Genomic DNA, 13,366 nt, shown 5'->3' with positions numbered 1-13,366 from the left:
AAGGAAATAAAGAAGATCAATCGAATTTATTATGCCAACCCTGCTGTTTCAACTTTTCAACTTTTCCAATAACTTCATCGTTCATCGTTGATTTGTAATTAGCAATCTTTTCAGCAACTGTTTCATTAAATGTTCCGATGATCTCAGCTGCAAGTATGCCTGCATTCTTTGCAGCATTCAATGCAACTGTTGCAACGGGCACTCCATTGGGCATTTGCAAAATGGAAAGAACTGAATCCCATCCATCAATTGAGTTGGATGATTTTACTGGAACACCAATTACAGGCAACGTTGTAATGCTAGCCACCATTCCCGGTAAATGCGCAGCACCACCAGCTCCGGCAATAATTACTTTCAATCCTCTTTCACGGGCAGTTTTTGCATATTCCACCATACGCAATGGTGTCCGGTGTGCTGACACAACCGTTAATTCATAATCGATACCAAATTCTTTCAGAATATCAGCCGCAGGTTGCATAACAGTAAGGTCGCTGTCGCTTCCCATGATGATGCCAATGATTGGAGATGCCATAAATTGATTTGCTGCAAAGAAACAAAACTAAAGGCAGTTAAAAAAGAAAGCCGCTGATGTGTGGTCAGCGGCTTAAGAAAAATATGAAGCGGTGTCTACAATTTGTTCAAATCACCGGCTAACAACTTCATCTCTGCTTCTGCGAGTTTGGCCATGAACAGTGAGTTGATGTAGCGGGTTTGTCCATTAATATAATCGATCTGTACTTGTCTTAATTCTAAAGAAGTGATTGCCAGTTTACGGAATCGTTCGGTAGCGATCATATTGTTCTCTTCGATTAATGTCAAAGTATTTTTTTCCAACGTCACCAGGTTAAGTGCGTTTTGAAAATTGTAGTATGCATTCAATAAGCTTGTATTGACCTGGTTTTTCAAACGATCAATTACGATCTGTTGATTCTTGATACCAATATCTGCAACTTGTTCCTGCCGTTTAATATTGCCTCCCTGGAAAATAGGAATGGCAATACCAATATTTCCACTTGGGCCATTATTACGATTCAAAAGAAACTGACCTGCACTGTTTTTACTTTGATTAAAATTATAGCTTCCATTGAGTGTAACAGAAGGCAGACGTTGAGAAATGATCTCCCGTTTTTGTTGTACGAGTACAGACAAACTGCTTTGTGCAAGTAACAGATCATAGTTATCGGTTTGTGCTTTTTGCAAAAGCGCTGCATAGGTTAATCCTGCATCCGGCGCTATAGTATCCATCACTTCAAAAGCAATTTCGGGTTTGCGTGCCAGTAAATTATTGAAGTTAGCCTTAGCCACACGAATATTATTTTCCACAGCTAATAAACTTCCTTTTTGTTGATTCAAGTCAACTTCTGCCTGTAAAAAATCCGTTTTAGGAGCAGTGCCAATAGTAAACCTACTTTCAGCAATCATTTTACGCTCTTCAAAAAACCTGATAGTTGCCTGTAAAGCTTTTCGTTGTTGATTAAGTTGTACAATTTCGTAATAAGCAGCTATCACGTTAAACACAGTTGTGTTCACCTGGCTGCGGAAACTAAGCTCACCTATTTTTTCCAGTTCTTCCAAACGACGTTTAGTAGCAAACATTCGCATTCCATCGAAAATGCGCCAACTTACCGCCAAGCCTGCATTGATATTCCTAAGAATGGCACCGTTCCTGTTAATTTCTCTTCCATCAAAAAACTTCTGTTCAAGATTATTTGATGCAATGCCAAGTGTGCTGGTAGCGCTAACGGTGGGGTATAAACCTGCTGTGCCCCAATTATTATTGATGGCACCAATCTGCTGTTCATTCTTTACAATTTCTACATCAAAGTTTCTTTCAACTGCCATGCGTATGGCTTCATCGATCGAAAGCTTAACTGTATCCTGTGCAAACGCAGCAATATTAATCAGACAGCTTAGTAATAGCAGCTTCAGTTTCTTCTTCATGCACTTTAATTTTTTTGGATGACAGGTACGAATACATCGCAGGAATTACAAACAGCGTTAACACTAATGAGAACATAATTCCACCTACAATAACAATACCTAAAGGAATGCGGCTGGTTGATGCTGCACCTAACGACAACGCTAACGGTAAGGCACCAAGTGCCATTGCAAGACTCGTCATCAGGATAGGTCGCAAACGCATCGTTGCTGCTTCAATAACCGCAGGCTTCTTCAACATGCCTGTATGTTTTTTCTGGTTGGCGAATTCAACTATTAGGATACCGTTCTTAGTTACAAGACCAATCAACATGATCATACCAATTTGTGAAAAGATATTGATCGTTTGATCGAACAACCAAAGAGAGAACAATGCACCCGCAATAGCAAGCGGTACAGTAAACATGATCACCAGCGGATCAATAAAGCTTTCAAATTGTGCAGCCAATACAAGGAAGATCAAAATCAAAGCAAGACCCAATGCGAAATAAGTATTACCACTACTTTCAGCAAAATCTCTTGAGTTGCCAGATAAAGCTGTATTAAACGAATCATCTAATAATTTATCAGCAATAGCCTGCATTTCTTTAATACCATCACCAATAGTTTTACCGGGAGCCAAACCAGCACTTACCGTTGCCGATTTGTAACGGTTGAAGTGATAGAGAGTAGGAGGCGTTGTTTCTTCTTCAAAAGAAACGAACTGATCAACAGAGATCATTTGGCCGGCCGCATTGCGTACAAACAAATTCTTAAGATCTGTTGGGTCATCACGATCGTCTCTTAACACTTGCCCGATCACCTGGTATTGTTTTCCATCTTTAATAAAGTAACCAAGCCTTCGGTTACTGAGTGATAATTGCATCAATTCAGAAATATCAGTGACACTTACGCCCAATTCACTTGCACGCAAACGATCAATGTTCAAACGCAACTCAGGTTTATTAAATTTCAGATCAACATCTACACTTGAAAACACAGGATTCTTTTGCGCCTCTTCCAAAAATTTTGGAAGAATATCTTTGAGCTTGTCGAAATTATTATTTTGAATTACAAATGCAACTGGCAAGCCACCACGCCTGTTTACGGAAATTGTCTGTTCTTGTATAGCAAATGCTCTGCCTTCGTTATATTTTGGAAGGTTGCGGTTGATGACATCAACAATTTGTTGTTGTGAGCGATCACGTTCATCAGGATCTACCAGCAACGAACGCACAAAACCGCTGTTCACTGAACCGGCTCCTGTAAAACCGGGTGCAGTAACGGAGATGAGTACCTTATTTTCGGGCACGCTGTCCATCACCAGTTGATTGAGTTTGTCGATGTATGCATCCATGGCGTCGTAACTCGTTCCTTCAGGAGCACTCACTTGTAAACGGAATTGACTGCGATCTTCCATAGGAGCAAGTTCGCTCTGAAGATTGCTGCCAATAAACCAAATGATGCCAAAACATGCTACTATCAACACAAGTGCCACCCATCTTACCCGCATAAAACCTACAAGCAATTTGTGATATCCGTTTTCCATTGACGTAAAGAATGGTTCTGTTACACGGTAAAACCAACCATGTTTCATTCCTCCTTTACGAGTGAGATAAACGTTGAGTACGGGTGTAAGAGTAAGTGATACAAATGCAGATATCAATACAGCTCCTGCTACCACAATACCAAACTCACGGAACAATCGTCCCACAAAACCTTGTAAGAAAATGATGGGAAGAAATACAACGGCCAATGTAATAGAAGTGGCAATAACAGCAAAGTAAATTTCTTTGGAACCTTCACGGGCAGCTTTGTATTTATCCATGCCCTGTTCCATTTTCTTAAATATATTTTCAGTTACCACAATACCATCGTCCACAACAAGACCTGTTGCAAGTACAATAGCGAGTAACGTAAGTACATTAATGGTAAAGCCACTCAGGTACATAATAAAGAATGCACCAATGAGCGAAACAGGAATATCAATTAATGGACGAATTGCAACAATCCAATCACGGAAGAACAGGAAAATGATGAGTACCACCAATGCAAAGGACAGCATTAATGTTTCTTCAACTTCAGCAATGGACTTTCGTACAAATTTTGTTTGATCAAGACCAATATCCAGTTTTATATCTGCAGGAACTTCATTTTTTATCTGATCGTAACGTTTATAAAACTCATCGGCAATAGCAACGTAGTTACTGCCCGGCTGTGGTACAATAGCCAGGGCGATCATGGGAATGCCACTTTCTTTCAATACACTTTCTTCATTCTCCGGACCAAGTATCGCCTGCCCGATATCTTTCACTTTTATATCACGGCCATCTACATTTTTAATGATGAGATCATTAAAATCCTCTTCGGTATTTAAACGACCAAACGTGCGTACAGTTAACTCCATCGTGTTACCTGAAATTTTACCGGATGGTAATTCAAGATTTTCACGTTGCAAAGCGTTCTGCACATCCCTGGCTGTTAAATTATACGCCAGTAATTTTTCGGGCTCAAACCAAATACGCATGGCATATCGCTTTTCACCCCAGATATTAACTGTACTAACTCCCGGAATAGTTTGAATACGTTCCAACAAATTATTTGTTGCATATTCAGTTACCTGCAATGGATTCCTGCTTTCGCTTTGAATGGTCATGGAAAGAATAGGATCACTACTGGCATCGGCTTTTGTGACAACCGGTGGTGCGTCGAGATCGGCAGGAAGTGAGCGAACCGTTTGTGACACTTTATCACGCACATCATTTGCTGCTTCTTCAAGATTAAAACCTAATTCAAATTCAACATTAATATTACTGTTGCCCTGGCTGCTGCTGCTCGTAATATTTTTTACACCCGCAATACCGTTGATTGATTTTTCCAGCGGCTCGGTGATCTGCGATTCAATTACATCGGCATTGGCACCGGGATACGAAGTACGTACGCTGATATTGGGAGGATCGATGGCCGGATAATCACGAATACCTAAGAAACGAAACCCGATGACGCCAAACAACACGATCATGATGTTCATCACAATGGCAAGCACGGGACGTTTCAAACTAAGTTCTGAAATCGTCATAACTATTGAACTTTAGAGAGTTTAACTTTTGCTTCGGGCTTTAAGCCAAGCAAACCAGTTGTAATAATTGTATCGCCAGGTACAACGCCGCTAACGATTTCAATGTTTGCTGAATCACGTATGCCTGTTTCCACATCAACAAACTTTGCAATTCCGTCACGGTACAGAATTAATTTTTTACCTCTTGCTTGTGGAAGAATTGCCTGAGAAGGAACAAGGATGGCGACATCGTTTTTAGCAAAATCCATATCCACTTTGGCAAATGATCCTGATACAAGTCTTGCATCGCTCTGCTGCACGATGCAACGCACATTCATACCACGTGAAGTCTCACTTACGGTCGACTCTGATGCATACACTTTCGCCAGGTATTTTCTTGAATTGCCTTCAACGGAAAAACTGATGGTTTGACCAACACCGATCTTCGATGTATATTTTTCAGGCACACTGAACTGTAATTTCATTTGGTTCAGCTGCTGAATTTTTGTAATAATGGTTGTGGGTGTAATATAGGCACCATTCGATATGTTGCGGAAACCTATACGACCACTGAATGGTGCACGTATCTCTGTCTTGACAATATTTGTTTTCAGCAGTTCAATATCAGCATTAATATTACTCACTTGCAAAAAGCTGAGATCATAATCCTGCTGGCTAATGCCGCTGATCTTTAATAACTCTTTGTTACGTTCTTCTGTCTTTTGCGCAATTTGCAACTGCACCTGCAGCTTTTTTAACTGTGCCTGCAAATCACCATCAAATAACTTCACAAGCAATGCGCCTTTGTTTACGTATGCGCCTTCGTTAATAGCATGTGAAACTACACGACCGTTTACTTCTGAATGAATTTCTGTTTCTTCCATTGGCAACAATGTGCCGGGTAATTGAAGGGGTTCGCTAACAGGTCCTGTTTTTACGATATAACCAACTACAGTCATTGGTCCTTGTTGTCGACCAGCCTGTGGTACTGCCTGTTTCTTTTCGTCTTTGCAACTGATTGCCAATCCAGCGATAATGGTTGCGATTATTATATTACTTCTCATGTATGTATCAATTGGCTAAAGGTAAACATAGAACGTTTTTTCCACCCCGTCAATGGATGAGTGGTAGACGTAATTCCATAACTGCCCTCATGGGCGGATATGCAGTGGAGTTTTGGCGAGTGATAAGGGTTACCTGGTCTTAACCTTCAGCAAGTGTTTTATACGGTTGGCTTTGTAGGTCAATTCGCTCCTGTCTTTTCCAATTACCGTAACATGTCCCATTTTGCGACCCGGTTTGGTATGGGTTTTACCATAAATATGCACAAATGCATTTTCCATTTTTAATACATCTTCCAAACCTTCATAGTAAGCAGGTCCGCTAAAACCTTCTTCACCAACAATATTTAAGATAACTGATGGCATGATAGCATCGGTACAGCCTAGTGGATAACCCAGCATAATACGCCACAACATGTCAAACTGGGACGAATAGTTTCCTTCAATGCTGTGATGACCGCTATTATGTACACGTGGCGCTGTTTCGTTTACTAATACTTCACCATTCTTGTCAACAAATAATTCAACAGCAAATAAACCCGGTGATTGAAGATTACGAACTACAGCCATTGCAATAGCTTCCACTTTCCAAAATGTTTTTTCAGTAAGCTCGGCGGGTGATAGCTGGTAGTCGAGTAAATTCAAATGAGGGTCAAAGACCATTTCAGCAGCCGGGTACATGGTTGTTTCACCATCCTGCGCCACGGCAACGATCATGGCTATTTCTTTTTCAATGGACACCAATTTTTCCAGAACGGAAGGAGAGTCAAAACCACGTTCAATATCAGCGGCGGTTTTTAATATTTCAACGCCTTTGCCATCGTAACCACCCATGCCTATTTTATGTGCAGCAGGTAAAAAAGAAGCCAATGCATTCAGTTCTTCTTTGTTTTCAGTGATCACAAATTCAGATGTTGGTATATGGTGATGCTGGTAGAATTTCTTTTGTTCAATTTTATTTTTGATAATGCGCAATGCAGAAGGTTTAGGGAAAACTTTTACACCTTCTGCTTCAAGTTTTTCCAGTGCTTCTACGTTTACACTTTCAATTTCAATTGTAACGGCATCTAGTCCTTTACCGAACTGGTAAACGGTTTCAAAATCTCTGATATCTCCTTTGGTAAAATGATGACAAAGATGTGCAGAGGGGCAATGTTCATCATTTTCGAGAATATATGTTTCAACGGGATAATTAGCTGCTGCCTGTAATAACATGCGGCCTAATTGTCCGCCACCGAGAATACCGATTTTTTGCATGCGGCAAAGATAATTGCTTGGGAGGTTTCTGTTTGAAGCTTAATAGTTTAATTTTGCCTCCATGCACCCCGATTATGCCAATAAGCGCTTCCACGATAAACGCAGCAACTACTGTTTGCTGATGGAAGTATTGGCGATTGACTCCAACTGATTGTTTGAGAAAGGTTCTGCATCACGAACCTCTACTGTCCCTCTTTTATTGAATTTTAAATCAACAATCATGTCAACTATTGCTGTTAACAAACAACAGGCTGCACAAAAAGATTTTCTTCCCTTGCACGGAACTGATTATGTAGAATTTTATGTGGGTAATGCCAAGCAGGCTGCTCATTTTTATATCACCGCTTTTGGTTTTCAACCATTGGCATATGCTGGTCCGGAAACCGGAATGAAAGATAAGGCCAGTTATGTGGTACGTCAGAATAAACTAACATTCATGCTCACAACTCCGTTACGTTCTCACAATGAAGTGGCTGATCATATTTATAAGCATGGTGATGGTGTAAAAGCCTTGGCTTTAAAAGTTGATGATGCAGCATCGGCATTATTTGAAACAACAAAACGTGGCGCAAAACTTTATAAGGACACAACTATCCTTGCAGATGAACAAGGTAAGGTGATTGTAAGTGGTATTCACACTTATGGCGATACGGTTCATTTATTCATTGAGCGTAACGATTACAAAGGAGTGTTTATGCCCGGTTACCGGGAATGGAGTAATCCCTATTTCAAAGTAAATGAAACCGGTTTGCAATATGTTGATCATTGTGTGGGAAATGTGGGTTGGAACCAGATGAATCCATGGGTTGGATTTTATGAAAATGTAATGGGCTTTCGCAATATTCTCAGCTTTGATGATAATGATATTTCAACTGAGTATTCGGCATTGATGAGTAAAGTAATGAGTAATGGAAACGGCTATGTGAAGTTTCCAATCAATGAGCCGGCCGAAGGAAAGAAAAAATCGCAGGTGGAAGAATACCTAGATTATTACAATGGTGAAGGTGTGCAGCATGTGGCATTGGCCACCAACAATATTGTGGAAACGGTGATGGAATTGCGAAGCAGGGGCGTTGAGTTTTTGCAGGTGCCAACAACTTATTATGATGATCTGCTCGATCGTGTTGGTCATATTGATGAAGATCTTGACCCGTTAAAAGAATTGGGTATACTGGTTGACAGGGACGATGAAGGATATTTACTTCAGATATTTACCAAGCCTGTGGAGGACAGACCTACGCTGTTTTTTGAAATCATTCAGCGGAAAGGAGCACAGAGTTTTGGTAAAGGAAACTTTAAAGCTTTATTTGAAGCAATAGAAAGAGAGCAGGAAGCCAGAGGAAATCTGTAATTTTACGGGGCAGTTTTACTGCCTCGTTTCATTTGATTTTATCCACAATTTGAAATATTTTTGACAGCGTCTCGTTCATAACAAATCCAGTATGCTCAACAAAAGCCTTTTATTCATTTTTAGTTTGAGCCTGTTTGTAACAGGTGTTTCTGCTCAATCGCCGTATGAAGGAAGCAGTGCCACAGTTTCTGCAGCCCGAAATTTTAAAGGAGCCAGTATATTTTCCAAAGTAGAAGATTCATTACGTAAAGAATTAAAGGAAAAAGGTTTTCAATGGCCTTTAAAATATATGTATGTGCGTGCCTTTAAACATGAGAAGCAACTGGAAGTTTGGCTGAAGAATGATTGGGATGAAAAATTCGAATTGTTCAAAGTTTATAAAGTATGTGCCACTTCCGGTACTTATGGACCAAAACGTAAAGAAGGCGATAAACAAATACCAGAAGGATTTTATTATATCAATGAATTTAAACCCAACAGTAATTATCACCTGGCTCTGGGTTTAAATTATCCAAACGCATCCGATGCTATTTTAAGCGATCATAGTAAACCCGGTGGCGATATTTATATTCATGGCAATTGTGTAACCATTGGATGTTTGCCTTTAACGGATTCATTGATCGAACAAGTGTATTACATGGCTTCAATTGTAAAAGACCAGGGGCAGGATTTTATCCCGGTTCATATCTATCCCGTTCGTTACGATAATCAAAAAGGGATGGAGACGTTGGTTACTAAAACAAAGAACAAGCAGGAAGTGCAGCAGTTTGCCCAACAGATAAAGGATGCCTATGAATATTTTGAAGACACCCATCAGTTACCAACGGTATTGATTGCAAAGAATGGTAGCTATGTGGTGGCAACAAATCCTGAAACGCCGAAAGTAAAACGCGTTAAAGTAATTGAAACCAATAACAAGGCAAATCCATACGCAGCGTGGGCATTAGAAGAAAAAGTAGACCGTGTTCCTTTTCATAAGGATGGAAATGCAGCATTGCAGAAATGGTTATTCAATTTAAGTCAATCACTTGTTCCATACCTTGAAGGCAATTCTTCGATGTCGTTACAGGTAGAGTTCATTGTCGATAAAAATGGCAATACAGCATTGGCTACTGTCATTCGTGGTGGTCATACAGAACTGAACAGGGTTGTTAAAGAAAAATTTGAAAAAGAATTGAAATGGCAGCCGGCCACAAAAGATGGCCAGCCTGTAAATACAAAGCTGATCCAGAATCTGAATATTGCAGCTCCGGAAGATTTATAGTATATTTCGAGTTCGAACCACAAAACCCAACATCCAGCATTCATGTAAAGCGATCTGTACGCTGTGGAAAAGACCCACCACATGAAACTTGGACAGTTTATAATTACCTGCTTATCTCTAATTGCTTTTTTCATCCCACAAAAAAGCGAAGGGCAAACTATATCCGGTGTTATCAACAGTTATCATAACGTAACAGGCATCACTAATTACGGAACTTACAATTCTTACTCTTATTCCGGCATTACACTACAAAGTATAGCGGGTTTATCTACGGGTGATCGTGTGTTAATTATACAGATGAAAGGTGCAACGATCACGTCAACAGATAATTCAAGTTTTGGAAATGTTAGTTCGATAGGAAATGCCGGCAAATATGAATTTTCTTCTATCTGTGGATTTCTAAACAATACTATTGTATTGAGTAATCACTTGTTGCACACTTATGATGTTTCGGGTGTTCAAGTTGTGCGGGTACCTGTTTTCACTGATGTCACAGTTAACGGGACATTAAGAGCTAGTGAATGGGATCCGGTTTCTGAAACAGGCGGTGTTATTGCGTTTGAAGCATCCGGAACAGTTACGCTTAATGCGTCAATAAGTGCAGATAGTGCTGGATTCAAAGGCGGTGGTCTTTTTGTAAATACTACGGACCGTTGCGGTGAAGAAACAGCTTATTATTATTCTCAAGCTCAATCATCTGGGACCAATCTTGGAGGATCTCCGAAAGGAGAGGGCATTGCCTATTACATTTCAAACCGGGAATACGGGAGGGGCAGGCAATCGAACGGAGGGGGTGGAGCGAATGTCGATAATACCGGTGGAGGTGGTGGTAGCAATTATGGAACGGGTGGAAATGGTGGCGAAAAAAGCAATTCCTTTTTTTGCAGTGCGAATACTGTAGGTCTAGGTGGTTCTGCATTAAATTCATTTGGCTATCCTGCTTCAGTAACTTCAACAAGTACAAACAATAAAATTTTTCTTGGTGGCGGTGGTGGAAGTGGTGAGATGAATAATATTTATAGTGGAACAACAGGCGCAGGCACGCCCGGTGGAGATGGAGGAGGAATAATTTTTGTCAAAGCCTCTACTTTAATTGGAAACGGTTACACAATTTCTGCAAATGGAGCACAAGGAGTAAATCCCGTTTTGCCAGTTAAAACAGAAGCTGCGGGTGATGGTGGTGGTGGTGGTGGTGCAGGTGGAGTTGTACTACTTAGCATCAATAATTTTTCAGGAAGCCTTTCGGTTCAGGCCAGAGGTGCAAACGGAAGCAATGCTGGTTTTCAGGATCAGTGTCCAGGCCCCGGCGGCGGCGGCGGCGGCGGCGTTATTTGGTCAAGTGGATCTTTGCCGGGAACTGTCACAACAAATGTTACTGGTGGCGCCAGCGGTGTGATAAAAAATGCGCCCTCACACAACCCTCCGTGTGAGGGTCAGCCTAATGGAGCTGTGGCCGGAACAGCAGGTCTTTTGCAATCTGGATATGTAGCTCCGCAAGGGAATAACACGATCAACTGCTCAATCTTACCTCTTGACCTATTGAAACAATTTACTGGTAGAAGAAATAATCATTCGGTCCAACTCAACTGGATATTAACAAATGCCGATAACGTTCAGAAAATAATACTTGAGAGAAAAACAGGAAATCAACAGTTCAAACAAATAAGTGAACAGTTGTATCCATCATCAGCAGATGGGATTTATATTGATGAAGAAAGTAACTCTACAGTCACTTATCGTCTTGTTGTATTTGCATTGAATGGCGAACGACAATATTCAAATCATGTATTTTTTGAAACAGCTCTATTAAAAACATTCAACCTTTATCCCAATCCTGCAAAAGAAGATTTAACTATTCAACTGCCGGCCAACTTTAACGGTAAAACTACTTTGGTAGTGACCGACATCAATGGTCGGCAAGTGATCAATCAACAGTTATTTATTCCTTCTTCTCAAAATATAGCTCTTATTTCAGTGAAACAATTAGCAGCTGGCATTTACAATGTGCGGTTGGAAAATAAAGGCGAAAGCTATTCTGCAAAACTCCTGAAACAATAATTACGTTAGCAGCATTTGAATTGTTTCGGCACTTTGCTGTTTCAATTCAATTGTTTTTCCTGTGGTGAGTTTTTCAACTGTTTCATTGTTGTAATGACGTACACTCAGCAGTGTTAATCCTTTCACAACCTGCACATCAAATTCAGCAGATGCTGCCAGTGCCAGTTTCTCCACTTTATCCGGACGATCATCAATACACAACTGCAGGTTGACAGCATGGGTTTGAATGAGATTTGGTTTAATATGGAATTTTGCCATGATCTTATACAGATCACTCATCGGTTGTTCGCCAATGAATGAAAAATCTTTCGTGTGTAATTCAAGTAATACCTGGTTTTGTTTGATAACAATAATCGGCGGTAAATTTTTAACCGGGTTGTTATGTATAACGGTACCGGGTAAGCTTGCATCAGCAAAACATTTTACATAAAGCGGAATGTTTTTATTCTGTAGTGGCTTGATGGTTTTTGGATGAATAACCTGTGCACCATAATAAGCCATTTCAATCACTTCATCATAATTCAATTCGCTGATGTATTGTGCATCTGCAAATAATTTAGGATCGGCATTCATCACGCCTTTTACATCTTTCCAGATCGCTACGCTTTCAGCATCTAACATATATGCAAATACAGCAGCGGTATAATCACTTCCCTCCCTACCAAGCGTTGTACTTTCATTTTCATCGGTGCAGCCAATAAAACCTTGTGTTACTACGATATTATTATTTGTAAATAAAGGCTTAATAATATTATTTACTTGCTGTTGCGTAAATGGAAAATCAATAGCAGCATCCCGGAAATTATCATCGGTACGGAACACATCTCTTACATCGATCCATTGATTGCTGATGCCAATTTCATTCAGATAAGCGCTTACAATTGAAGTGCTTAACAACTCACCCAAACAAACGATCTGGTCGTAATAATAATCATAATCACGAACGGGCTGATCATGTAACAGCCATTCAACTTCTGTAAAGAAATTATTGAACTGTTCCATGAGCGGATTAAAATGTGTAACCAGCAGATACTTCGCTTCATCAAGATGTTGCAACTTCACCGCACGGAACAACTGCAATGCTTCTTCTTTCTTTCCTGCAAAAAAAGCTTCGGCCACTTTCTCCAGTGCATTGGTGGTTTTGCCCATAGCTGATATAACGATCATCAATTTTTCATCGGTAAATTGTTTGATGATATTGCCAAGGTTCTGCACTTTTTCATAGTTACTTACACTGGCACCGCCGAATTTGAAAACACGCATGGGGAATTTGAAAATTTGTTGATTTGAAAATTTGAAAATTGAATGACTATTCAACATCAAATGCGGGGCAAAGATAGGGAGAGGCGCAACCCCGTCAGCGGTTGGTAAACCTGACGGCGGTTAATTAAAAGGATGAT

Annotated in this window: 9 protein-coding genes; 3 read left to right on the top strand and 6 right to left on the bottom strand. The window is 40.3% G+C overall.

Translation table 11 applies throughout. From position 1 onward, the window contains the following. Nucleotides 1–16 precede the first annotated feature (16 nt). The 5 genes from purE to ACO1QW_RS12905 form a co-directional block, all read right to left on the bottom strand. Entirely contained in the window at nucleotides 17–532 is a 516-nt protein-coding gene (gene purE, locus ACO1QW_RS12925; RefSeq protein WP_486259147.1) for a 5-(carboxyamino)imidazole ribonucleotide mutase, read from the bottom strand. A gap of 95 nt (nucleotides 533–627) precedes the next feature. Further along, nucleotides 628–1,941: a TolC family protein gene (locus ACO1QW_RS12920; protein ID WP_486259145.1), complete on the bottom strand. Its 1,314-nt coding sequence runs from the start codon at nucleotides 1,939–1,941 to the stop codon at nucleotides 628–630. Further along, on the bottom strand, nucleotides 1,898–4,996 hold the full coding sequence (locus tag ACO1QW_RS12915; RefSeq protein WP_486259143.1) for an efflux RND transporter permease subunit: 3,099 nt from the start codon (nucleotides 4,994–4,996) through the stop codon (nucleotides 1,898–1,900). Before ACO1QW_RS12915 ends, ACO1QW_RS12920 begins: the two co-directional genes overlap by 44 nt. A 2-nt stretch (nucleotides 4,997–4,998) precedes the next feature. After that, nucleotides 4,999–6,039 carry an efflux RND transporter periplasmic adaptor subunit gene (locus ACO1QW_RS12910; protein WP_486259141.1) on the bottom strand — a complete coding sequence of 347 codons (1,041 nt, stop codon included), beginning with the start codon at nucleotides 6,037–6,039 and terminating at the stop codon, nucleotides 4,999–5,001. 129 nt (nucleotides 6,040–6,168) lie between these two features. Beyond that, complete coding sequence (locus tag ACO1QW_RS12905) at nucleotides 6,169–7,293, bottom strand: 5-(carboxyamino)imidazole ribonucleotide synthase (RefSeq protein WP_486259139.1); 1,125 nt, start codon at nucleotides 7,291–7,293, stop codon at nucleotides 6,169–6,171. Between the two features lie 220 nt (nucleotides 7,294–7,513). Here ACO1QW_RS12905 and hppD point away from each other — a divergent pair, with 220 nt between their 5' ends. The 3 genes from hppD (at nucleotide 7,514) to ACO1QW_RS12890 (ending at nucleotide 11,966) form a co-directional block, all read left to right on the top strand. Then, nucleotides 7,514–8,644, top strand: coding sequence for a 4-hydroxyphenylpyruvate dioxygenase (hppD, locus tag ACO1QW_RS12900; protein ID WP_486259137.1), 1,131 nt, complete (start codon nucleotides 7,514–7,516; stop codon nucleotides 8,642–8,644). A gap of 91 nt (nucleotides 8,645–8,735) precedes the next feature. After that, nucleotides 8,736–9,908 (top strand): L,D-transpeptidase family protein, encoded by a 1,173-nt coding sequence (locus tag ACO1QW_RS12895; protein ID WP_486259135.1) that lies wholly within the window; start codon nucleotides 8,736–8,738, stop codon nucleotides 9,906–9,908. Between the two features lie 81 nt (nucleotides 9,909–9,989). After that, the gene (locus ACO1QW_RS12890) at nucleotides 9,990–11,966 is read left to right on the top strand and encodes a T9SS type A sorting domain-containing protein (protein WP_486259133.1); all 1,977 of its coding nucleotides are present in this window, start codon (nucleotides 9,990–9,992) and stop codon (nucleotides 11,964–11,966) included. On the opposite strand, the gene ACO1QW_RS12885 is transcribed toward ACO1QW_RS12890, so the two are convergent. Further along, nucleotides 11,967–13,229 carry an aspartate kinase gene (locus tag ACO1QW_RS12885; RefSeq protein WP_486259131.1) on the bottom strand — a complete coding sequence of 421 codons (1,263 nt, stop codon included), beginning with the start codon at nucleotides 13,227–13,229 and terminating at the stop codon, nucleotides 11,967–11,969. Nucleotides 13,230–13,366 lie beyond the last annotated feature (137 nt).

This window comes from Lacibacter sp. (assembly GCF_057361365.1).
Note: the sequence above shows the minus strand (reverse complement) of the source record. Positions and strands in the feature narration are given on the sequence as shown.

What these genes read in the sequence shown, in the direction of transcription:
- purE (WP_486259147.1), bottom strand. Translation starts at nt 532, where the DNA reads ATGGCATCTCCAATCATTGGCATCATCATGGGAAGCGACAGCGACCTT.
- ACO1QW_RS12920 (WP_486259145.1), bottom strand. Translation starts at nt 1,941, where the DNA reads ATGAAGAAGAAACTGAAGCTGCTATTACTAAGCTGTCTGATTAATATT.
- ACO1QW_RS12915 (WP_486259143.1), bottom strand. Translation starts at nt 4,996, where the DNA reads ATGACGATTTCAGAACTTAGTTTGAAACGTCCCGTGCTTGCCATTGTG.
- ACO1QW_RS12910 (WP_486259141.1), bottom strand. Translation starts at nt 6,039, where the DNA reads ATGAGAAGTAATATAATAATCGCAACCATTATCGCTGGATTGGCAATC.
- ACO1QW_RS12905 (WP_486259139.1), bottom strand. Translation starts at nt 7,293, where the DNA reads ATGCAAAAAATCGGTATTCTCGGTGGCGGACAATTAGGCCGCATGTTA.
- hppD (WP_486259137.1), top strand. Translation starts at nt 7,514, where the DNA reads ATGTCAACTATTGCTGTTAACAAACAACAGGCTGCACAAAAAGATTTT.
- ACO1QW_RS12895 (WP_486259135.1), top strand. Translation starts at nt 8,736, where the DNA reads ATGCTCAACAAAAGCCTTTTATTCATTTTTAGTTTGAGCCTGTTTGTA.
- ACO1QW_RS12890 (WP_486259133.1), top strand. Translation starts at nt 9,990, where the DNA reads ATGAAACTTGGACAGTTTATAATTACCTGCTTATCTCTAATTGCTTTT.
- ACO1QW_RS12885 (WP_486259131.1), bottom strand. Translation starts at nt 13,229, where the DNA reads ATGCGTGTTTTCAAATTCGGCGGTGCCAGTGTAAGTAACTATGAAAAA.